The sequence below is a fragment of the Stenomitos frigidus ULC18 genome (genome assembly GCF_003003795.1).
Taxonomy (GTDB): domain Bacteria; phylum Cyanobacteriota; class Cyanobacteriia; order Leptolyngbyales; family Leptolyngbyaceae; genus Stenomitos; species Stenomitos frigidus_A.
In genome coordinates this window covers 1-22655 of the sequence record NZ_PVWK01000059.1, presented here as the reverse complement: position 1 = coordinate 22655, position 22655 = coordinate 1, and the positions used below count along the sequence as shown (strand labels likewise).

General features: G+C 50.8%; 21 protein-coding genes. 12 read left to right on the top strand and 9 right to left on the bottom strand.

All coding sequences use genetic code 11. The features are described from left to right. Window positions 1–153 precede the first annotated feature (153 nt). From C7B82_RS10755 to C7B82_RS10735, 5 genes are all read left to right on the top strand, one after another. Window positions 154–975 (top strand): tetratricopeptide repeat protein, encoded by an 822-nt coding sequence (locus C7B82_RS10755; protein WP_106256297.1) that lies wholly within the window; start codon window positions 154–156, stop codon window positions 973–975. A gap of 326 nt (window positions 976–1301) precedes the next feature. Further along, window positions 1302–1766, top strand: a complete 465-nt coding sequence (locus C7B82_RS10750; RefSeq protein ID WP_106256295.1) for an ASCH domain-containing protein — start codon at window positions 1302–1304, stop codon at window positions 1764–1766. Window positions 1767–1978: 212 nt separating this feature from the next. After that, on the top strand, window positions 1979–2830 hold the full coding sequence (locus C7B82_RS10745; RefSeq protein WP_106256294.1) for a helix-turn-helix domain-containing protein: 852 nt from the start codon (window positions 1979–1981) through the stop codon (window positions 2828–2830). A 202-nt stretch (window positions 2831–3032) separates the two neighbouring features. Then, on the top strand, window positions 3033–3491 hold the full coding sequence (locus C7B82_RS10740) for a hypothetical protein (RefSeq protein WP_106256293.1): 459 nt from the start codon (window positions 3033–3035) through the stop codon (window positions 3489–3491). 29 nt (window positions 3492–3520) lie between these two features. Continuing rightward, on the top strand, window positions 3521–4168 hold the full coding sequence (locus tag C7B82_RS10735; protein WP_106256292.1) for an NADPH-dependent F420 reductase: 648 nt from the start codon (window positions 3521–3523) through the stop codon (window positions 4166–4168). Window positions 4169–4182: 14 nt separating this feature from the next. Here the strand turns inward: C7B82_RS10735 and C7B82_RS10730 are convergent, their stop codons facing one another. Together C7B82_RS10730 and lysS are read right to left on the bottom strand one after the other, a co-directional pair. Then, window positions 4183–4401 carry a hypothetical protein gene (locus C7B82_RS10730; protein WP_106256291.1) on the bottom strand — a complete coding sequence of 73 codons (219 nt, stop codon included), beginning with the start codon at window positions 4399–4401 and terminating at the stop codon, window positions 4183–4185. Window positions 4402–4507: 106 nt separating this feature from the next. Further along, the gene (gene lysS / locus C7B82_RS10725; RefSeq protein WP_106256290.1) at window positions 4508–6058 is read right to left on the bottom strand and encodes a lysine--tRNA ligase; all 1551 of its coding nucleotides are present in this window, start codon (window positions 6056–6058) and stop codon (window positions 4508–4510) included. A gap of 412 nt (window positions 6059–6470) precedes the next feature. Here lysS and C7B82_RS10720 point away from each other — a divergent pair, with 412 nt between their 5' ends. After that, a complete protein-coding gene (locus C7B82_RS10720) occupies window positions 6471–8201 on the top strand; it encodes a hypothetical protein (RefSeq protein WP_106256289.1) in 1731 nt (576 codons plus the stop codon). 16 nt (window positions 8202–8217) lie between these two features. Here the strand turns inward: C7B82_RS10720 and C7B82_RS32205 are convergent, their stop codons facing one another. Then, window positions 8218–8370, bottom strand: coding sequence for a hypothetical protein (locus tag C7B82_RS32205; protein WP_181357444.1), 153 nt, complete (start codon window positions 8368–8370; stop codon window positions 8218–8220). 32 nt (window positions 8371–8402) lie between these two features. Here C7B82_RS32205 and metH point away from each other — a divergent pair, with 32 nt between their 5' ends. Both metH and C7B82_RS10705 read left to right on the top strand, forming a co-directional pair. Then, window positions 8403–12101 carry a methionine synthase gene (metH, locus tag C7B82_RS10715; protein ID WP_106256288.1) on the top strand — a complete coding sequence of 1233 codons (3699 nt, stop codon included), beginning with the start codon at window positions 8403–8405 and terminating at the stop codon, window positions 12099–12101. A gap of 652 nt (window positions 12102–12753) precedes the next feature. Beyond that, on the top strand, window positions 12754–13137 hold the full coding sequence (locus C7B82_RS10705; RefSeq protein WP_219904257.1) for a DUF1697 domain-containing protein: 384 nt from the start codon (window positions 12754–12756) through the stop codon (window positions 13135–13137). Window positions 13138–13444: 307 nt separating this feature from the next. Here C7B82_RS10705 and C7B82_RS10700 read toward each other — a convergent pair whose 3' ends face one another. Beyond that, window positions 13445–14467, bottom strand: a complete 1023-nt coding sequence (locus C7B82_RS10700) for an AraC family transcriptional regulator (protein WP_106256287.1) — start codon at window positions 14465–14467, stop codon at window positions 13445–13447. Window positions 14468–14622: 155 nt separating this feature from the next. Between C7B82_RS10700 and mddA the strand changes: the two genes are divergently transcribed. Beyond that, window positions 14623–15405, top strand: a complete 783-nt coding sequence (mddA, locus tag C7B82_RS10695; RefSeq protein ID WP_106256286.1) for a methanethiol S-methyltransferase — start codon at window positions 14623–14625, stop codon at window positions 15403–15405. 84 nt (window positions 15406–15489) lie between these two features. Then, on the top strand, window positions 15490–15939 hold the full coding sequence (locus C7B82_RS10690) for a GFA family protein (RefSeq protein ID WP_106256285.1): 450 nt from the start codon (window positions 15490–15492) through the stop codon (window positions 15937–15939). Between the two features lie 304 nt (window positions 15940–16243). Here the strand turns inward: C7B82_RS10690 and C7B82_RS10685 are convergent, their stop codons facing one another. Then, window positions 16244–17944, bottom strand: a complete 1701-nt coding sequence (locus C7B82_RS10685; RefSeq protein WP_219904255.1) for an NAD(P)H-quinone oxidoreductase subunit 4 — start codon at window positions 17942–17944, stop codon at window positions 16244–16246. Window positions 17945–18140: 196 nt separating this feature from the next. On the opposite strand from C7B82_RS10685, the gene C7B82_RS34230 reads away from it, so the two are divergent. Next, window positions 18141–18272 carry a hypothetical protein gene (locus C7B82_RS34230; protein ID WP_281258954.1) on the top strand — a complete coding sequence of 44 codons (132 nt, stop codon included), beginning with the start codon at window positions 18141–18143 and terminating at the stop codon, window positions 18270–18272. A 55-nt stretch (window positions 18273–18327) separates the two neighbouring features. Here the strand turns inward: C7B82_RS34230 and C7B82_RS10680 are convergent, their stop codons facing one another. Beyond that, window positions 18328–18906 (bottom strand): peroxiredoxin, encoded by a 579-nt coding sequence (locus C7B82_RS10680; RefSeq protein ID WP_245939823.1) that lies wholly within the window; start codon window positions 18904–18906, stop codon window positions 18328–18330. Between the two features lie 142 nt (window positions 18907–19048). Next, a complete protein-coding gene (locus C7B82_RS10675) occupies window positions 19049–19840 on the bottom strand; it encodes a glutathione S-transferase family protein (protein ID WP_106256283.1) in 792 nt (263 codons plus the stop codon). A gap of 417 nt (window positions 19841–20257) precedes the next feature. Between C7B82_RS10675 and C7B82_RS32200 the strand changes: the two genes are divergently transcribed. Beyond that, window positions 20258–21100, top strand: coding sequence for a hypothetical protein (locus C7B82_RS32200; protein ID WP_181357443.1), 843 nt, complete (start codon window positions 20258–20260; stop codon window positions 21098–21100). Window positions 21101–21433: 333 nt separating this feature from the next. On the opposite strand, the gene C7B82_RS10670 is transcribed toward C7B82_RS32200, so the two are convergent. Together C7B82_RS10670 and C7B82_RS10665 are read right to left on the bottom strand one after the other, a co-directional pair. Next, complete coding sequence (locus tag C7B82_RS10670) at window positions 21434–21853, bottom strand: helix-turn-helix domain-containing protein (RefSeq protein WP_106256282.1); 420 nt, start codon at window positions 21851–21853, stop codon at window positions 21434–21436. A gap of 256 nt (window positions 21854–22109) precedes the next feature. Next, window positions 22110–22331, bottom strand: coding sequence for a type II toxin-antitoxin system HicB family antitoxin (locus tag C7B82_RS10665; RefSeq protein WP_106256281.1), 222 nt, complete (start codon window positions 22329–22331; stop codon window positions 22110–22112). Between the last annotated feature and the right edge of the window lie 324 nt (window positions 22332–22655).

The following is a 22655-nucleotide window of genomic DNA, read 5'->3' as shown; positions in this document are numbered from 1 at the left end:
TGGCGGTTTACGACAGCCGATGCACGCATCAAACTACAGCGACTTTACCCATCAACTGAAAATTGACAGACCACTAGAGGGTTGCCAGAGCTGAATCTGCGGCCACAAAAGCACGTTCTCCCCAAAAAAGACAACACAAGCAAGAGCAAACAAATGGGTGCTGCAATTTCGGTCAATCAAACAAATTTTGCTGCTGAAGTCATTGAAAAATCGCACCAAACGCCTGTGCTGGTTGATTTCTTCGCTCAGTGGTGCGGCCCCTGTCAGATGCTCAAGCCTGTACTCGAAAAGCTGTCGCAAGAGTATAATTTTGTCCTGGCAAAAGTGGATATTGATCAAAGCCCTGAATTAGCGCATACCTATGGCGTGGAGGGCGTCCCTGATGTCAAGGTTGTTGTCGATGGCAAGGTAACGGATGGTTTCGTCGGCATGTTGCCAGAACCAAAGCTACGCGAATTTTTGGCGCAACTACAGATTACGTCCATTCTGGATGAAGCACTGGAATCGATTTATGCGGATGCTGCGATCGGCAAGGTTGAGCAAGCCGAAACGTGCCTTCTCGCCTTACTAGAGCAGTATCCTGACAACCGTGGGTTGATTCTGGAAGCCGCTAGCTTTTACATCGATGCTGATCGCCTGGATGTGGCAGAGTCCCTTCTGGCAAAGATTCCGGAGTACGACAAAGCGTACTTTCCTGATGCCAAAACGCTGAGGGCGCGGCTTCGGTTCAAACAGATCGCATTGCAGCCCGAAGGCGAGAGTGACCTCGATCGCGCCTTTCAACAAGCCGCCAGTTTGGTACTTGAGGAAAATTATCCGGTAGCGTTAGAGCAGTTTCTAGCCATCCTGACCAAAGACCGAAAGTTTCGAGGTGACGGTGCCAGAAAAGCCATGCTGTCAATCTTTGACCTACTGGGTGACGACCATCCCTTAACGAAAGACTATCGCAAACGGTTAGTAATGGCGCTGTACTAAGTTGTTAACCTGCTGAGTTATCTGTGAGTGTGCAGTTAGAGGATGTTTTAAAAGTAGCCCTAGTGGCTGAAGTCGCGGCTACAGGGACAACAATACCCTTTTGTTTCGGTAGTCCGCGTCGGCAGACTTTATCTACGTAATCGCGGTTTTAACCGCCAGACACTTTTAAAGCATCCTCTTATAGGCTACTTGTTGAGTTGTGATGCTCAAACAAGTCTTGATTCTTGGCAAAGTATATATTGGAAACTGTGAGTGGGACGAGCTTGCTGTTGAGTCAGTCGTGGATCCCAAAAAACAGTAAAAATGATCTCTTAGATTAAAGCCCTATGAACGAGGAGCAATTAGAACAATACTGGCAAGCATATTTAGCAACACTTCCAAATGCTACATCTAGTGCCGAAATCTATGACGCGAGTCAATTTGGTGATCGCTCTGATCTGGCAGATAAACTTGGAAATTTAATCTTAAAAGGAGTTAAAACTGCCACCTGTTCAGCTTTATGGGAATGGGAAGCAGAGGGAAGCGAACTTCCTAAAGTGGGATTAAAAACTATTGTGCTTGATGGTAATGACAACCCACTTTGCATTATTGAAACAATAGAAGTGGTAATCCGAGCCTTTAATGAAGTGGACACCCAGTTTGCCTATGAAGAGGGTGAGGATGACCGTTCGTTAGAGTCTTGGAAAGAGGGACATTGGAAGTACTTCTGGCGAGTATTACCTAAAATTGCTAAGAAGCCAACCCCTGAGATGCTTTTAGTTTGTGAGCGTTTTCGTGTTGTGTATAAGTAGTAGCTGTTGATGCAGCACAGGCTAATAACGCCCATGCACGCTGACCGCTGAGAGTTGATCGGTCGTGATGCAAAGGTGATCTGCGGCGGGTGATGGGCAACGTTATGCCGTCGTTAGTATCGCTTCTATGCCGTCAGGTCTGGTATTAATGCCGACGATAATCAGTGTTCTTGTCGGCGTATCTTTAACGTCAATGAACTTATTAGACTTGCATGAAGGAATCCTGGATTTTTAAGCGCCGCACCCTTTGTTTAGCTGGTTTAACGATCGACCACCATGTCTCAGAACCGAATGAGCTGGAATTCCCTGGATGCAGTGATCACCTGCTTTGCCTTCTGTTGAGCGATGGCAATCAACAAAAAATAACTCGTATCGGTGAACAGTCATCTGAACAAACTCAACGCAAAGGTGACTTCTGGATTTGTCCAGCTAACACATCAGGGCTTTGGGCTTGGGACAGCACGGATGAATCGCTGATGATTGTGCTTAACCCAGTGCTGCTGAATCAAATAGCGGTAGACGTGAGCGGATGTGATGCCAGCTCTGTTGAGTTGCTCAGTACAATTGGGGCACGCGATCCACAACTTGACGCGATCGCACGCTTATTTCAGGCAGAACTCGACACGGGGGGCATGGGCGGATCGCTTTATACCGAGTCCCTGATGCAAGTATTGTTCATCCACCTGCTGAGACATTACTGTACGTTTCAACCCAAAATTAAACGCACTACGACACGTTTGCCGAGCCATCGACTCCAGAGCGTACAAGATTATATTCACAGTCATCTCGATCAACCGCTTCAATTAGCTGAACTGGCAGCAGTTTCAGGCATGAGTCAGTATCATTTTTGTCGCTTGTTTAAACAGACGGTCGGTCTTGCACCCTATCAATATGTCCTTAAACAGCGTATGGAAAAAGCAAAAGTTCTCTTGCACCAGGGGAACCATACGCTGGTAGAAATTGCTCTGCTGGTTGGCTGTACTGATCAAAGCCGTTTTGCAAAACATTTCAGGAAGCATTTTGGGGTAACACCAAGAGAGTTGCTTGGTAAAACGTTGCCGTAATGCGTCAAATTGTGATCGCTTCCCTACTCTAGGGGACTGGTGGCGATCGCACGATAGCAAGAATGACCTAAAGTGACCGCCACTTTCGCAAGAAACGTCTATCTTTTATCCCGCAGCTAACGTATCTTTTTTGTACGTTCTAGAGTTTCGGTTAGCTCTACTTCAGTATCTTCACCTGACCATTGCATCGCCAGCTAACATTATGCGTCGAGAAAAACTTGCTAAAGGACTGCTCATTGCTACTGCAATTTCAACTCTAACGATTCCGATTGGCGTTGATGCTGTTTTATTAGCGCAGGGTCATATGAATAACCCTGCCTGGTTGCCTCATGCCAAGCTTCACTGTGCCATGTCATTCTTTGCGGCTGCATCGCTAGGAAGTGCAGCCTTAGCCATTTTGCACGTGCGTCCAACGAGCGATCGCTTTTCAATGGGGTTGGCTGCCTTTCTCGGTTCCGCCTTTTGGCTAGGGTTAATTGCGGCTGGATTTTGGCCCGGAACATCCTACGGCTTTCTGAATGATCCAGTTTTGGGCAATGTTCAAGAACCGCAACTTGGTGGCATCGCCATTTATCCCAATGTCATCGCAGCGATCATTACCATCGCGATCGCAGCGATCGGCTATTGGTTAACTGGAAAGGAAAAATTGATTGAGCGATAGTGGTAAGCGATGACAACTCAGAAAAACACATGAAAATTGGCATTATCGGTGCGGGCAACATGGGTGCAGCACTGGGAAAACTTTGGGCAAGAGCTGGTCATCACGTCATTTTTTCTTACTCACGGGACGAAAACAAGCTGCGTGAACTGGCGGCGGCGGCAGGGGACACAGCAAGAGTCGGCACCGTTCAAGCGGCGGTAGCAGAGAGCGATGTCGTTCTACTGGCAGTCTGGCTACCAAATTTAGAAGCGTTACTACAAACGGCTGGCTCTCTGGATGGAAAAATCCTCATCACCTGTGTCAGTGGACTGCAACCAGACTTTACAGGACAGACGATCGGCATCCCGACTGACTTAAAGCTTTCCGTTGCTGAAACCATTCAACAGCTTGCACCGACTGCGAAGGTTGTGGAAGCATTCAATACAACCTTTGCCGAAATCCTTGCTTCAGACTCAAGGCAGTTTGGCTCTGATCTTCCGAGTGTTTTCTACTGTGGCGATGATAGCGAGGCAAAACAAGTTGTTTCAAGTCTTATTGAGGAATGCGGCTACGAAGCAGTGGATGCAGGCAATTTGCTTGTCGCCCGCACTCTGGAAACGTTGGCAACGGCCTGGGTACAACTTGCTGTTTCGAGTCAGCTCTTTCCCAATCTTGCGTTGAAAGCTTTGCGACGTTGATTATGGCTATCGCCTTATGGCTCGTCATCACTGTGCGCTAACAGATCATCGTGAAAGTCTTCTGGAAGCTCGGGCATTTCGGGAGCTACCCCAGGGTTTTCGATGATCTCTCTAGGATTGCCTACATAGCCACCTTTAGAAACAAGATCTTGAGGATCGAACATGCCCTCATCATGGAGTTTTTCGGCTTGTGTTTTAGCTTTGGCGGGGCGCTTTTCTGCGGAGTCGCTCATCTGAGATACCTGAAAACGTCATACATAGCTTAGGATGACGCGCTTCAGCAAGTGACTACCGCAAGGACGAACTCGACGTTTCACAAGACTCTACTTTTGAGCCATGTCATTCTTCTGCATCCGCTTTTTCGGGCTTTAGCAGCGGGAAGGCGATCGCATCCCGAATACTGGCGCAATCGGTCAGCAGCATCACCAGGCGATCGATGCCAATACCCAGGCCGCCTGTAGGAGGCATGCCATATTCCAGTGCCGTGATGAAATCTTCGTCCACGCCATGCGCTTCCAGGTCGCCAGCGGCTTTACGGGCTGCTTGCGCTTCCAGCCGATCGCGCTGTTCCACAGGATCGGTTAACTCTGAGAAGCTATTGGCGGTTTCGCGTCCGACTGCAAACAGCTCGAACCGTTCGACTAATCCAGGCTTGGAACGATGGGGCTTGGCTAGGGGCGAAATTTCTACCGGGTAATCCAGCACAAAGGTCGGCTGGATCAGCGTCGTTTCGACTTTCTGCTCAAAGGCTTCGTTGAGGAGCTTGCCGATCGACGTCACAGCCTCAATGTCTGTGATGCCAGCCTTCGTTGCTGCGACTTTCGCGTCTTCAAGGGTAGTGAACTGGCTAAAATCAACGCCCGTCTTCTCCTGCACCACATCATTCATCGTCACTCTACGCCAGGGAGGCGTGAGGTCGATCGCCGTCCCCTGATACGTAATTTGCAGCGTTCCTAACACTTCTTGCGCGGCGTAGACGACGAGCGCTTCAGTGAGCGCCATCATGTCGTGGTAGTCAGCGTATGCCTGGTAGATTTCGATCGTGGTAAATTCGGGGTTGTGTCGAGTGGAAACACCTTCATTGCGGAAGATCCGCCCCAGTTCAAACACTTTCTCAAACCCACCGACAATCAGCCGCTTCAGGTGGAGTTCCGTCGCAATCCGCAGAAAGAGCGGCATTTCCAGCGTGTTGTGATAGGTCGTAAAGGGACGCGCATCGGCTCCGCCGGCCTCTGTTTGCAGCACAGGTGTTTCAATTTCGATAAAGCCTTGCTGATCCAGATACCGACGAATGGCAGCGGTAATCAGCGCCCGACGACGAAACGTTTCCCGCACAGCAGGGTTCACAATCAAATCGACGTAGCGCTGGCGATAGCGTTTTGCCACATCCGTTAAACCGTGCCATTTGTCGGGCAGCGGCAGCAGGGATTTGGTCAGCATGGTGTATGCGCTGACATACACCGACAGTTCGCCCTTCTCGGTGCGCTTGATGGTGCCTTTTGCGCCAATGATATCACCCACATCCGTCAGCTGCTTCAACTGATCGAAGGCTTCGGGGTTGTCAGCCATGCCGTCCTGGATGCGCGCTTTTTCGAGGTACAGCTGGATGGTGCCTGTTTCATCCTGCACGTTGAAGAACGCGAGTTTGCCAAACACCCGACGCGCCAGAATACGTCCCGCGATCGCCACCTCAACCGCCACTTCTTCGCCACTCGCTAATTCGGCATATTTAGACTGCAAAGCGGCTGTGTGGTGCGTCAGATCCCACCGATACGCATAAGGATTTTGCCCTGCCTGCTTGAGTTGCTCAGCCTTCTCTAAACGGGTGGCACGAATTTCTTCCAGGCTGGACTTACTTTGGTCGTCAGGTTGAGAGCGATCGGAGGACATAGAACTTCTTTGAGAAAGGATGCAGCATTAGCGCAAGTCATACGGCCACGCCAAGGGCAAACTCAATTATAGGGAGGATTTGCCGCGACCATCATGATGGTTAGCGCGATCGCGAAAAAGATTGTTTGTCCAGCTAGCCGTCAGTAGGGACGCACGGCCGTGCGCCCCTACCTGCAGACAATTTGTCGATTTTATTGAATCCACGATCCTTAGCGATATCGTCTTGTAAAGAAACCTGGATTTCAACGACAGAATCCTTCAAAGCCACTTGTATTCGGCGATCGAGCAGTGCGCACTCCCATCATATGAATGACACGCTAGCTATCATGGTGCCATCAGGGACACAGCAGCTTGAATGAAATGGTGAGTGGCAAACCAGCACACTCACAGTCACAGAAGTACGAGTAGTGGTGTGAAACTAACACGTTTTTTCAACAAAAGCTTTTTTAACAGCAGCATCGGTAGCGTCCTCCTGGTGGCGATGCTTTTGCAATTTAATGGAGTGCTGGCTGGCTGTGGTCACGCTAACAGCGCGAACGATGGCGGGACAAGCGCCGATCGCGTCAGTGCGATCGCTCCCAGTAGCAGTAGCCCCCTGGTTGCGCAAGCGTTACCCAATGATGCCGTGTCCCTTGGCAAAAGTGGTGCTGACAAGCCAAACGCTCGATCGCCCGTGGGCATTAACCTGGCTCAAGTGGTCAGCTACGGTACCGAGATGCCGTTTGTTGATGTCTTTAAAACATCTCACACCTGGTTTTCAAATGCTGAGGGTAAGCGTTGGGCAGAGGGTGGCCCCTTACCCCTCACCAAGGAGGGTTGGGTTGCCTCATTACGACCGGGTCAATATGCGACGACAGGGGTGCTTGATAATGGTCGCCATCATCCAACTGGAGACTATACGCTACTGTACGACGGCGAGGGAAAGTTAGACGTGAGCGCCGCCAATGGCGAGGGTCTGACTATTGTGAGCCAGACACCTGGGCGCATGGTGGTCAAAATTATGACCAATGTTGATGACGTCTCGCTTGACCTGCGATCGACGAATCCAGCGAACCCACTCCGCAACATCCGGTTCATCATGCCGGGGCACGAAAAAACTTACCAGACACAACCGTTTAACCCACAGTTTCTGAAAGCGCTAGCCAAGTTCAAAGCCATCCGCTTTATGGACTGGCAGGAGACCAATGGCTCTAAGCTTGCCGATTGGGTCGATCGCACTACACCCGCTTCTGCAACCCAGGCATTAGGAAGCGGGGTGGCGCTGGAGTATATGATTCAGCTCGCTAATACCCTGCACGCGGAACCCTGGTTTACCATTCCGGTGCGAGCCAGTGATGACTTTGTGCGGCAGTACGCCACACTGGTACGCGACAAGCTCGACCCATCGTTAAAAGCCCACATTGAATACTCCAATGAAGTCTGGAACTATGGGTTTGAGCAGGCCCACTACGCCAACGAACAAGGGGTCAAACTGAAGCTAGACAACGACCAATACCTTGCAGGAACGAAGTATTATTCGCAGCGATCGGTCGAGATTTTCAAAATCTTTGCAGACGTGATGGGTGGCACCAGTCGGCTCGATCGCGTGTTGGCAGGGCAATCAGTCAATACCTGGTCTGGTGAACAACTGCTGACCTGGAAAGACGCTTATAAACAGGCCGATTCCTACGCGATCGCCCCCTACTTTGACGGCAGAGACATCCTGCTGAACTCAGACAAAGCCGCTCAGATTATCAAAATGTCGCCAGATCAGGTGCTCGACATTCTTCAAGCAGACATTAGAGGGCCAATCAAGAAAAATATCGTTGAGTCTTCTAACCTGGCGCGTAAATATGGGCTGAAACTTCAAGCCTATGAGGGGGGGCAGCAGTTAACGGGCTTTCAGTTTGAGAAGGACGAGCCTCAAATTACCAAACTGTACTCTGAGGTCAACCGTAACCCTCGGATGGGCGACCTGTACACCGAGTATCTCAACACCTGGAAGGCGTCAGGCGGCGGGCTTTTCAACCAGTACTACGATGTCGGCAGGTCTGGCAAATTCGGCATGTGGGGCGCGCTGGAACACCTTGGACAAGATCCGAAAACCGCGCCCAAATACCAGGCTTTGCTTCGCTTCATTGATGCCAATCCAACGTCTAAATAAGGGCACACAGCTACCCTTACAGCAGAAACGCCGATGATCCTTGACCGACGATCGCGCCTGTCTCTACGGAAATTTTGCACAATAGATTAAGCTGAGAAATTAAGCTGCCAAAGTTTGCCGCCGCTGGCTCATCGCAGCCGATTGTAATGTCACAATTGGTTAGTAGCACCGTCTGCGTGAAGTATTGAGTCTAAACCACCAATGAAAAGCCCCTTTCTTGAGCGCCTGCATCATCCCGATCGTCCCGTCATTGTTTTCGATGGCGCGATGGGCACCTCATTGCAAACGCAAAACCTGACAGCAGAGGATTTTGGCGGCGCAGAGTACGAAGGCTGCAATGAATATCTAGTGTTTACTAAACCCGAAGCGGTGGCTCAGGTGCATCGAGAGTTTCTGGCAGCGGGTGCTGATGTTATTGAGACTGATACGTTTGGAGCCATGTCGATCGTCCTGGCAGAATACGATCTCGCTGATCAGGCGTATGCACTCAACAAAGCCGCTGCCGAGCTAGCCAAACAGGTTGCCGACGAATTTTCGACGCCAGAGAAACCGCGCTTCGTGGCGGGCTCGATCGGCCCCACCACGAAGCTGCCCACATTGGGACACATCGACTACGACACGATGAAAGCCACTTTTGCCGAGCAGGCAGAAGGCTTGTACGACGGTGGGGTTGATCTCTTCCTGGTGGAAACGGCTCAGGATGTGTTGCAGATCAAAGCCGCGCTAAATGGTATCGAGGAAGTTTTTGCAAAGAAGGGCGATCGCAGACCCTTGATGGTGTCCGTCACGATGGAGCTACAGGGCACCATGCTCGTTGGCTCTGATGTCACTGCGATGTTGAGCATTCTGGAACCCTTCCCCATTGACATTCTGGGGCTGAACTGTGCAACGGGGCCCGATCGCATGGCAGACCACATCCGCTACCTCTCTGCCAACTCGCCCTTTGTGATCTCCTGCATCCCCAACGCTGGCATCCCCGAAAACGTCGGCGGTCACGCCCACTACAAGCTGACTCCAATGGAGTTGCGGATGGCGCTCATGCACTTCGTGGAAGATCTGGGCGTACAGGTCATCGGTGGCTGCTGCGGCACTCGTCCCGATCATATTCAGCAGTTGGCGGAGATTGCGCCCTCGCTGACGCCGAAGGAGCGACCTGTCAGAGAGAGTTATGCGTTCACAGTTTTGAGTGCTGAGTTAGAAGATTCAACTCAAAACTCAAAACTCTCTAGCGTAGCGGCGCAAAGCGCTACTCAAAACTTTCCTAATCCCCGTCCCCTCCTCCGCTACACTCCTTCTGCCGCTTCCATCTACAGCGCTCAACCCTATGACCAGGACAATTCCTTTCTCATCATTGGCGAACGGTTGAATGCCAGCGGCTCTAAGAAGTGCCGCGATCTGCTGAATGCAGAAGATTGGGATGGGCTGGTGTCGCTGGCGAAGGAGCAGGTGCGGGAAGGCGCACACATTCTGGACGTGAACGTGGATTACGTCGGTCGTGATGGCGTGCGGGATATGCGCGAGCTGGTGTCGCGTCTGGTCACGAACGTCACGCTGCCGCTGATGTTGGATTCCACCGAGTGGGAAAAGATGGAGGCGGGGCTGAAGGTGGCAGGCGGCAAGTGCTTGCTCAACTCCACCAACTATGAAGATGGTGAAGAACGCTATTTGAAAGTACTGGAGTTGGCGAAACAGTATGGTGCAGGGGTCGTCGTGGGCACGATCGACGAAGATGGCATGGCACGTACCGCTGAGAAAAAGTTTGCGATCGCCCAACGTGCCTATCGTCAGGCGTTGGAATTCGGCATTCCCGCGCACGAAATTTTCTTTGATCCGCTGGCACTGCCCATTTCCACCGGGATTGAAGAAGACCGAGCCAACGGACGCGCCACGATCGAAGCGATGCGCCAGATGCGTGCTCAGCTTCCCGGTTGCCATATGCTACTGGGCGTTTCTAATATTTCCTTTGGCTTGAGTCCCGCAACGCGAATTGTGTTGAACTCGATGTTCCTGCACGAAGCGACCGAAGCAGGGATGGATGGCGCGATCGTCAGCGCCAGCAAAATTCTGCCTTTGTCTAAGATTGATTCCGCTCATCAAACCGTTTGCCTTGACCTGATTTACGATCGCCGCCGCTTTGAAGGCGATGTTTGCATCTACGATCCGCTCACTGAATTGACGACGCTGTTTGAAGGCGTCTCGGCAAAAGACGCGCGTGCTTCCCGTGCTGCCACCGCAGACATGCCCCTCGAAGAGCAGCTCAAGCAGCACATTATCGACGGCGAACGGATTGGGATGGATGCATTGCTCAAGCAAGCGATGGAAACCTATCCACCCCTCCATATCATCAACACGTTCTTGCTGGACGGCATGAAGGTGGTGGGCGAACTGTTTGGCTCCGGTCAGATGCAGTTGCCCTTTGTACTGCAATCTGCCGAAACGATGAAAGCTGCTGTCGCCTTCTTGGAACCGTTCATGGAAAAAGAAGACTCCGGGCAAGCCAAAGGGATCTTCGTCATCGCCACGGTCAAAGGCGACGTCCATGACATCGGCAAAAACCTGGTGGACATTATCCTATCCAACAACGGCTATCGCGTCGTTAACCTCGGCATCAAACAGTCTGTAGACAGCATCATTGAAGCCTACGAACAGCACAAGCCCGACTGCATCGCCATGAGCGGTCTGCTCGTTAAATCCACCGCGTTCATGAAAGAGAATCTCAACGTCTTCAACGATCGCGGCATCACAGTTCCCGTCATCCTCGGTGGCGCAGCCCTTACACCCAAATTCGTCCACGAAGACTGCCAGAACGTCTACAAGGGACAGGTCATTTACGGCAAAGACGCCTTCTCTGATCTGCACTTTATGGATCAACTCATGCCTGCGAAGGCGGCGAGAGAGTGGGATGATCGGCAGGGATTTTTGGATGAGAAGGGTGAGAAAAAGGATAAAGGCGAAAGGATAAAGGATAAAAAGACGGAAGTCAGTGATGATCAAACCCTGGAAGTTGAAATCCAGAGCGACGAAAACCTGCAGCCTTCCGAAACCGACACGCTCCGTTCAACGGCGATCGCTGCCGACCTTCCCCGCCCCACGCCACCGTTCTGGGGCACCAAAATCCTCCAACCTGCCGATATTCCCTGGGACGAACTCTTCTGGTATCTCGACCTGCAAGCGCTGATTGCCGGACAGTGGCAGTTTCGCAAGCCGCGCGAACAATCACGAGAAGAATATGACCAATTCCTACAAGAAACGGTGTATCCCATTCTGGAGCAGTGGAAACGCCGCATCGTAGACGAAAACCTCCTGCATCCTCAAGCCATCTACGGCTATTTCCCCGCCCAGGCAGACGGCAACTCACTCCATCTCTATAACCCCGACACCCGACACCCGACACCCGACACCCCACTCGCCACCTTCACCTTCCCGCGCCAAAAATCTCTTCGCCGCTACTGCATTGCCGACTACTATGCGCCCAAAGAATCGGGGTTAATTGATGTGTTTCCGATGCAGGCAGTCACAATGGGCGAGATCGCGACCGAGTACGCCAAAAAACTGTTTGATGGCAACAGCTACACCGACTACCTCTACTTCCACGGCATTGCGGTACAGATGGCAGAAGCACTGGCAGAGTGGGTACATGCTCGTATTCGTCGCGAGTTAGGCTTTGGCGACGAAGAGCCTGACATCATTCGAGATGTCTTGGCACAACGTTACCGAGGGTCGCGCTACAGCTTTGGCTATCCTGCTTGCCCAAATATGCAAGATCAGTACACGCTGCTAGATTTGCTAGAGGCGAAACGCATCAACCTTCACATGGATGAGAGTGAACAGCTATATCCAGAGCAATCGACCACCGCGATCGTGGCCTATCATCCTGCTGCTGCCTACTTTAGCGCTTAAGGGAGAGGGGCGATCGCAGACCAGTAAACCCTGTCTGCCTGCTATGTCGTTCTCTCATCGATCTAATGGACTTCTTGCACCTCGGCCACCTCGATTTAAGACGTGCGTATAGATCATCGTTGTTTGCACATCCTTGTGTCCTGGCAACTCCTGGATTTCCGGATGTCGTACCCACTTTCCAGCAGATGCGTTGCGAAGCTGTGACGAAAGGTATGACATCCCACCCACTAGGCATAATGCTTGAGCCGAATGGCATCTTGCATTTGGTCTAATACCAAATTGAATTGAAAATGCGACACATTCTGTAAGGGCAAGGCACTGCCTTGCCCCTAGCCAGCGATTGATCTGTTGCCGCCATTCTTTAATTCGGTATAAAAGCTTTTTGGGAGGCGGTTCCATGCTCAGACCACCAGGATAAATTACGTATTTAATTACACTTTTGCGTTATCCGTACACATCTGAAGCGATGCGGATATGTTCCATCGATCCATCCCGCTTAGCGTACTATGCGGAAAGATTCTGCCGATCGATCTGATTGAAAGAGATCTGCCGAATCTTTCTGTCGATCCGCCTGTTTTAAAGTGGATCTGCGGAAAGATTCCGTCTAATAACAAGTTGGATGGCAAAAGCCAGTGAATTCATATGATGACTTATGTATACATACATTGCACTTTTCAGGGGCATTAACGTTGGTGGTAAAAACTCTTTACCAATGAAGGATCTCACGTCCATTCTGGATAGTCTTGGTGCCAGTAATGTCAAAACCTACATTCAAAGTGGCAACGTAGTATTTCAAAGTGCATCAAAAGACACTTCTAGCTTCTCCAAAAGACTTGGAATTGAAATCAGAGAACGACGCGGTTTCGAGCCACATATTCTCGTGATTGGATTTTCTGAAGTTGAAACGGCAATGACGAACAACCCGTTTCCAGAAGCAGAATCTGAGCCTAGTTCGTTGCACTTAGGTTTTTTAGCAGCCGCACCAAAGAACCCGGATTTGAAGAAGCTGGAAAGTCTGAAGAAGGATAGCGAATGATTTTGCTTAATTGGTAACATCTTTTATCTACATGCACCGGAAGGTGTCGGCAGGTCTAAGCTTGCTGCGAGTAGCGAGAAGTTGCCTGGTGTAGCCATGACTGATCGTAACTGGAACACTGTTTGCAAGCTAAAAGAAATGGCAACACTCATTGCGTTGCCGCCCAACAATTCGACTGGAACGGGCTGAAAGAAGATCTTGGTGGAGGTGCAGAAGTTACTTGCAGCTGCGTAGTCGGAACGTTAGCTGACTGAGTTTAAAGTTGTGGGTCAACGAGAAGTTGGCTGTAAAATCCGATTGTCCATCCCTATCCTTTTTGATCGCGCCAAACTCCAGGAGGTATGCCTACAAGTCGCTTAAAGGCACGATTAAAAGCGGCTTCTGACTCGTAACCGACTCGAATTGCGATTTTGGCAATGCTATCGTCAGTATCCTGCAACTGACGCGATGCCAATTGGAGTCGCCAGCACGTCAAATACTTCATGGGAGACTGCCCGACTAATTGGGTGAAACGGTTAGCCAGAGCTGAGCGCGACATGCCAATGTGTGTAGCTAACTCTGAAACAGTCCAAAGATGGGCAGGGTTAGCATGAATCCATTCCAGTGCTTGACGAACAATGGGATCTTTCAATGCAGCCAACCCACCCACTTCGTGAGCTGGCAAATTTTGCATATAGTTCCGCAAAATCTCAATGAACATTAGCTCGACAAGGCGAGTTAACGAACACATACTCCCCGATCGAAAGTTATCTGTTTCTTGAACAATGTAGCGGACACCTGTTTCCAACAGCGGGGCTGTAGGCTCTGCAAACGCTCGTACGTGAATCAGCTTGGGTAAGGTTTGAAGGAAGGGATGCATGAGCATTTCTTCACACTTCAAGAACCCGCAGACCAACTTACTTACTTCACCGCCACCGCCGTACTTCATCAGCAGGGGTTCAGTCCAGGGTGGCTTAGGCACTAAGTGACTGATCAGCACTGCCTCTTGATCCAAGCGATCGCCCAAAATGTGAGCATCTCCGTGCGGAAAAATAATAATGTCGCCCTGGGACAGTCGTATTTGAGTGCCATCGCTCGCTTGCACCCAACAGCTTCCTTTGGCCATGATGTGGAATGGCAGAAGGCGTTTCGTATGAACCTGTAGCGCATCGGCAAAATCGTCGTGTGGTAAGGATTGAATTGCCCAGGGTGCAGACAGTTCGGGGCGTAAGGAGATTGCCCCTGAAAAACGAATGATGCCAAGGATGTCAGAGAGAATATCCCTAGGTAAAGGGCGGAAGTCAGATCGATGCTCTGGAGTTTCGGTCAAAAATTGCAGCGTTTGAGTCATTGTCCCTCCAGAGTGAATCGTTCAGGATAGAGCTATAGAAATTGGCGTGCAGATAACTACTGTAGAAGCGTCTCAATTCCTGACTTTATAGTAAAGCAAACTTGAGTACTCGCCGATTCTTTAACCTTTCTTGCTCAAATTAAGGAGGCTTTAGTATGACTGTACAAACTCTCTCTTTCACTCGGAAAGATAAGATTGCACGACTTGCAGCGTTTCTTTACGGTTTGGTCTGCTACGTCATCTTCTTCGTGACGTTTCTTTATGCTTGCGGTTTTGTAGGAAATTTTGTCGTTCCCCGTTCGATCGATTCCGCACCCGTAATGTCTTGGAGCAAGGCTTTGCTCATTGATGCTGCTTTGTTAGGGATCTTTGGCATTCAACACAGCGTTATGGCTCGTCAGGGCTTCAAAAATTGGTGGACTAAGTTTGTACCAAAGCCCATTGAACGGAGTACCTATGTCCTGTTTTCTAGCCTCTGCTTAATTGCCCTATTTTACCTTTGGCAGCCGATTGGGGGCACCATCTGGAATGTCACAAACTCCACAGGGGTTGCTATTCTCTATGCCTTGTTTGCATCTGGCTGGTTGCTGGTGTTGGTGTCAACATTCTTGATTAATCACTTTGATCTGTTTGGGCTGCGCCAGGTCTGGCTCAACTTACAAGGTAAGGAATATACCCAACTTAAGTTTGCGACACCTGGTCCTTACCGATATGTGCGTCATCCCCTTTATGTGGGTTGGCTGTTTGCCTTCTGGTCAACTCCAACGATGACGATAACTCACCTGGTGTTTGCAGTGATCACAACCGCTTATATTCTGGTTGCTATTCAATTTGAAGAACGCGATCTAGTAGATATGCATGGCAAGACGTATGCCGATTATCGTCGCCAAGTGCCGATGCTATTTCCCTTTACTCATCACCGCCAGCGTGAACAATAAGTGCATCCGGTGCGAACCTATTCATCTGAGCAAACAATAGGTTCGCGCACTCAATCGAGAAACATAATCTTCAAGAGGTTCATAATGAACAGTGACAAGATCTATAACGGAAGTTGTTTTTGTGGCGCAGTTCAGTTCACTGTCAGCGGTGCGCCGATCGCAATGGGCTACTGCCACTGTGAGTCGTGTCGGCACTGGTCAGCAGGACCCGTTAACGCCTTCACTTTATGGCAACCAGAGGCAGTTCAGGTGACGCAAGGAGCTGACAATATTGGCACTTACAACAAGACCCCGAACAGCGATCGCAAATGGTGTAAAGTCTGCGGCGGGCACATCTTTACTGAACATCCCCGCATGGGACTAATCGATGTATATGCAGCAGTGATGTCGGACTTCTCATACCAGCCTGGTGTGCATGTAAACTACCAGGAGACAGTGCTGCCGATCAAAGATAGTTTGCCGAAGCTCAAAGACTTGTCTGAGGAAATGGGAGGGTCGGGCGTAAGCATCGTGGAAGAACTTAGCGTCGTCTGAGCTGTAATCTCCAACATCCTTTCCCCAGCCTCCAGGCTGGGATTGGTGTCTAAAGACTTCTGTCTGCTCTGCTTCAGCTTGAAATAAAGGGGTTCAATTGCAACGAGATCAATGGAATTCAGACAATGGAGGATGGTCTGGTGGCGATCGAAGCTTTGAAGTAGCATAATCTGCTCGGTCTGCGTGGTCTAACAAGTTGATGAAGCGGACGAATTTTTGTTTGTGATGCAACGGTTATCTGTCGCCGCACAACCTCGACGTCAGGCATAATCTGACCATGACTAGGGTGATTGACGGGCATTGATTATTTAACAACACCCCAGACATCCGCAGATGGAACCGCTGAAATTGCAGGGCTCCATAGCCCCTGCGCCGATCGCTGCAACCCATCTGGAAAGGCCTCATGATAGGCCGCCCGCACCTGGGCATTGACCGCCATCGTTTTCACGTCATACATCTGGGTCGCCACCTTGGGGTAACACCCGATCGCAATAATCAGCCCCAGAAAACAAACCGCAATAAAAATCTCCCGGGAATTGGCATCCTTAAACTCTGCCTCTTCTGGCAAGATACAGTCCGTGCCAAAACAGTTCGCCTCCTGGTTGCCCTGGGCCTTCAAATCTAGATCACTCAGGTCACAGGCAGGCACCAGGTCACACCGTTGATCAGCGCTGGCTCCATGAAACACCTGCCGCACCATTGACAGCAGATAGATCGGCGTCAGAATCAACCCCACTGCCGCCAAAAAAATGGTCACCAAGCGAAAGGCCAAACCATAGATGTCGGTTGTGGCCAAGCCGACAAAGACTTCCAGTTCTCCGACAAACCCGCTCATCCCGGGCAACGCTAGGGACGCCATTGCCCCCATAGTGAACAGGGCAAACACCGTGGGCATCGCCTGCCCCATCCCACCCAACTGATTCATCATCATCGTACGGGTGCGATCGTAGGTAACGCCTGCCAAGAAAAATAACACCGACGCAATCAGCCCGTGAGACAGCATTTGCAGCATCGCCCCACTTACACCTAAATCACTATAGGAAGCAATCCCCAGCAGCACAAACCCCATGTGAGAAATTGAGGAATAGGCCAACCGCCGCTTCATATTGGTCTGTGTAAAAGAGTTTAGCGCCCCATAGACGATGTTGACCACCCCTAAAATCGCCAACACCGGCGCAAAATACACATGGGCATGCGGCAACAGTTCCAAGTTCAACCGGATCAGCCCATACCCACCCATTTTCAGTAACACCCCTGCCAAAATCATCGACACTGGAGAAGACGCTTCGCCGTGAGTGTCGGCCAGCCAAGTATGAAAGGGGAAAATTGCCAATTTGACCCCAAAGGCCACCAGCAGTCCAGCATACAAAAACAATTCCAGCCCTAAGGGAAACTGCTTTCTCCCTAGTTCAGCCATATCAAAGGTGAGCGTATCACCATAGAGCCCCAGCCCCAGGGCCGCCACCAAAATAAAAATCGAAGCCAGGGCCGTATACATCAAGAACTTCGTCGCTGCATAGGCCCGATTTTGCCCGCCCCAAATGCACACCAGCAGGTAGACCGGCACCAGTTCCACTTCCCACATGATGAAGAAGAGCATCAGGTCTTGAGCCACGAACACTCCTACCTGAGTGGCATACAGAATCAACATCAGTGCGTAGAACAGGCGCGATCGTCGATCCACCTGCCAGGCAGCAAACATTGACAGCGTTGTCACAAAGCCTGCCAACAGCACCAGCGGAGCCGAAATACCATCCACTGACAGCGCCCAGCTCAAGCCCAACTGCGGTAACCAAACCACCTTTTCCGCCAGTTGGAATGTCGTCTGACTCGCGTCGTAATGCCGCCAAAAGGCGTAGCACATCAGTCCAAAATCGGCTATGCCAACCCCCAGCGCGTACCAGCGGACAGTCTTGCCGCTTTTACCAGGGAGCAAAGGAATGAACAACGTGGCTACCAACGGCAGTAGCACGATCACGGTCAGCCAGGGGAACTGTTCGATCATGATAAGAATAAATGCCTATCGCTGAGTTAAGATCATCTTACGCAACTGTGCGACTCATCACCTATCAATCCTTTGCGGCTTTGTCATGGACTTAGCATTATGTATCTAGTGTAGAAATGCCCAATCCCGTCTTTCTTGTGGCTCGCTTACCGCAGCGGCTACGCCTTCCCTACCCGCGAAAGGGAGCGATTCAACCATGCAGGCGGGTTTCGCACATGTAGACGCAACTTTGATTGTCGGGCATGATTTGAGTTTCGTCTTTAAACGACAAACAGCAAAAATTTGCCGTGGGGGCATTCGCGGCTTTGAGGCGATCGACTTGACATGAGTCAATGCTATTGGAACCTTGCCATGGTTTTCGCTAAGTCAAGAAGGAAGTTATCTCAGACTGCCTGAAGTTCGTTGAGCTTAGTGAGTACTTCAGTGCTGTGAATCGCAGGGTTAACGCCAGTAAACGTGGCTCGCAAAATGCCATCGGGGTCAATTACATAGGTGTGGCGGAGAGCAACAACCCCCATCCACGAACCGTAAGCTTTACTGACGGAACCATCGGGATCTGCTAAAAGCGGAAACTTCAGCCCTTCAGAATCGCAAAACTCAGCGTGGGATGCGACTGAGTCAACGCTAATGCCCAGAATCTGTGTGTTGCGATCGCCATATTTCGGCAAATCTTGCTGAAAGCGCCGTGCTTCCAACGTGCAGCCAGACGTAAAATCTTTGGGATAAAAGTAGACGACTACCCATTTCCCTTTGTAGTCTGCCAGCGAAACAGTGCCCTCGCCTGTATTGGTCGGCAGCGTGAAAGCTGGAGCAGCTTGATTCAGCGGAAGTTGTGCGCCACCCAGCGCGTTCGCGGCGATCGTGGGACTGAACGCTGTGAAGAGAGAAAGACAAAGGGTCAGAAGAAGCTTAAGCAAGAAGCGACGAGACATGAGCGATCGACCCAAACAACGACTTAACATAAGTTAACATCGTTTGATCGCTTCAAGAGGCCATTGGCTCCTGTTTTAAACACCTGGATGATCTGTCTGTAGGGAGGTTGCATGCAACCTCCCTACAGACGGTTAGTTTGCCTTAATCAATTCCGTCTCAATTAATCCTGTCTCAGTCGATATTGATGGTGTTCGGTGATCCACTGCTACCAGGAGAACCTAACAAGGGCTTGCGGTAGTCGGCGTAGAGGCGATCGCGCCAGCTAAAGAACGGCTCAAACGTACCAATATCAGCAATTCCAGGAACGCCCTTGCCTTTCAAGGCCTGTGGCACTTCGAGGTAGTTGCCATCAGGAAACTTCAGGTACATGCTAAGCCCCGCAACTGCAAAATCCGCCAGGGTGGGATGGTCTGTTACTAAATAGGGTTGGTCATACAGCAAGAAGCAAAGCGATGCCAAATCGCGCTTCACGGCTTCGGTGGCACTCTTGATTGTGTCCGAGCCAAGACCAACGCCTTGCCCTAGCACAGTAAGAAGTTCATTCGGAACCGCGCCAATTAGAGTCTTGACCACATCCGGCACTGAGCTTGGTAAGAACGCGGTACGAAAGCTCTGGCTATGGTTGAGCGCATCAATCATCACCTTGCGGGCATTTAAGCCGATCGACTCATCAGCCCATTGTTCAATCAAAAGCGTCAAGCCACGCAGCTTCGGATCAGTTGGAATCACCGGCTTGTCTGGATATTGGCGCTCCAGGTAGTCGGCGATCGCGGTGGAATCGGCAATAATTTCGCTACCGTCTTTGAGTACAGGCACCTGTCGCTGCCCAGACAGACGATACAAGTCAATCTGACCAATACCAGGAGTCACTTCAATCTTGCGGTATGCCAACCCTTTGTAGTCAAGGATAAACCGCACTTTCTCAGAGTAATGGGACAGCTCAAACTGATATAGCTCTAACATCGCGGATCTCCTGTGGGGCATTCAAAACGTCGCACCTGGCGGTTGCAGGTGGCAAACGACTTTGTAAGGTCAGTTCAATACTCTCTCAAACACAAAGACATCGCAATCTGCTCAAAGACTCATCTAGCTACGGTATGAACCAGCATTGATGCTCAATTGAGCTAAATGCTGGTTTCAGTCGCAACGGCAGATCGGACTTATGACCAGTGATCAAATGTAACCAAAGACGGAGATATTGCAGCGCTCAGCTTTCTATGCTTCAGCTGTATCAATTGCGTCAGAAAAATTGTGCCTGTTAGTGCCTAAAGCCTTTTGCTCGTTAATGCTCGAAGGAGAGAGCCGTGACGAAAGAGATGTACGGTCAAGGCTCGCAGCATAATTTTCACTTTCCGCATGCAGTAGTCGAAGGAGACATCTATGAGTACGCAACCAAATCATTTCGCGAGAAAGACTACGGCGCTTCTGAGCGCGATCGCCGCTAGCAGTCTATTGGGTTTGCCAGCGCTAGCAGGTGGGCTGAGTACAACCACGGATCGACAAGCTCAGGCGCAATCCAGCCCTGACCAGATGCAATGCATGCCTATGACTCAATCCAACAATCCATCTAGCACTGCAACACCGGATGCATCCGCTACTGGTGCTGCTCAGGTGCCCAATCAAGCCGATCCCAGAACGGGAACGGCCTCCGCTGATCAAGCCGCATCCTCTGATCCAACCATGAGTAGCCGCATGGATAGCTCAGCCGGCACATCTAGTATGCAAACGAGCGCGCCTGATACTCGCAGCGAACGCAGTGCCTACGGCGATGTGTTGTCTCAAGGTGGCGCAACAGCAGGTGGTTTTGCTAGTCAGCAGGTCGCTGCCGCCAACAACCCAGATGGCTACAAATCGGTGAGCAGTCGGTACACCTCGAATGACCCACGTGCCAACTACATGAGTAATGCTGCAACGATGCGCTCTGACTCGATGCGCTCTGACTCGATGCGCTCCGACTTGATGCGTTCTGACTTGATGCGTTCTGACTCGATGAGCCAGCCTTCCAGGCAATCGTCTCGGATGACAACAGGCACCACGATCGCTCGATGCCCCGAAGGCATGATGCCGCGATCGAGCACTCCTGAGCTTCGTCAAGCACCGGGTCAACCCAATCCAGGGATGCAAATGTCGCCCCAGCCTACTAATCCTCAAGCGGCACCTCAGCGCCCCGATTCTCAAACGCGTCAGTCTCCTGCTGACGATAACGGTGGCCGCGCACGCTAACGTCTGAGGCGTTTTCTGAGAACGGTGCAACCTCCGTAGGGACGCAAGGCTTTGCGTCCTCACGTGAGGAAGACAAATGATGAGTCATTTGTAGGACTGACGCATTTGCCCCAAACCCCAATGCTGGGGCTTTAATAGGCTGAGTTTCCCCCAATCTCGGGAGCTAGGGGGCGAACTCTGACAGCTTTTGCGTCAATCTTGCTTTGTTTTCTGGCAGTCTCACCAACGCTCAACCCAAGACCTTTTGGTTAAGTCTTCAATGCTGGAGGTTTAACCGGGAGGTCTTGTTTGATAACAGGTGCGTGCCCGATCGCCCAGGTGAGGCCATTCACCTCAAGCGCAGTCTTCATCTTCTGCATGGAATCCCAGTTCCATCAGCGCTTTACGAATTTTGGCTTTAGACGGGCGCTTCTTGGGGGCGACTAACCCTGCTTCTCTGGCAACCTCAAATAACTCTCGCATGAGTAAGTCGAGAGAGTCATTGTTGGCATCTTCAGGAATCTTTTCGATGCGCCCTTCGTACGCGAGGGTGTAAAGCTCTAGATGATGCTTGCCAATAATGCGAGCCAGTTTGCGTAAGGTTTCTGGGGTGGGGCAGGTGCCTTTAAAGCAGGCTCCTCGAAGCCGGGGTTGCGGAATGCCAGACAGCTCTGCCAGACGGTTCATGCTAATACACTGCTCTTCCAGGTATTGCAGAATTAACTGTCCTAAAGGAGAGCAATCATCGGGCTTTACTTGCAACCGTGCTGGCATTGGTTTGGTGGCAGGAGACGATCAGTCTCTACTGCGATCGCTGCGAAAAGAAGACATACCCATCATACAGCGTGTTTTCAGGCGAATCTGGCACATCAGCTTGAAGTGCAGCGCCTACATGGAGTTGAAAAGCTTTACTATCCAGGACTTACGCATTCTGACTAAAACCTCGGAGGTTTCAATCACCACGTTGGTCGCGTGCTCGATTCCTGGTTAAAACCTCCGAGGTTTGCGTGAGTCCGACTATCTCAATGAGTCACGATGCGATCGGGTAGATAGCAGGGCGATATTTGGGCAGTGGAATTGGTTTTCCCTCTGCCTTCGCGGTTTCGAGCCAGGCTCCTTTTGCCTTGAGGACTTCGTGAACGGCTGCTTCTGCCGTGTCACCAAAGGCAGAGCAATATTTCAAATCTGGAATGTCGGCGATGTAGCCGTCGTCTTCGTCGCTGTAGAAGATGTTGATGTGATAGTCCTTCATGGCTTGTTACTACGATCGCCAGTTATCAAGCCTTAGCCCATAACCAAGGGACTGAATCCGCTGATAATGAGCTTGATTGCCAGTGACTAAGGTAGGGCAAACGCACACGTTTCTTCATCTTTTAGAAGCCTGACTAGAAGACTTAGAACCTGTTTGAAAAGTTTGAGGACAGCTTACCCAGCGTGAGTTTTAGGCTTTAAGCGTCGCACCATGAGATGTACCATAGCGGCATAAAGCATCACTTCGCTAGTCGTTGCCTAAGCGACGGTAATGACCAAACCAAGCATAAGTCCGCTCCACCACCCATCGTTTCGGAATCACCGT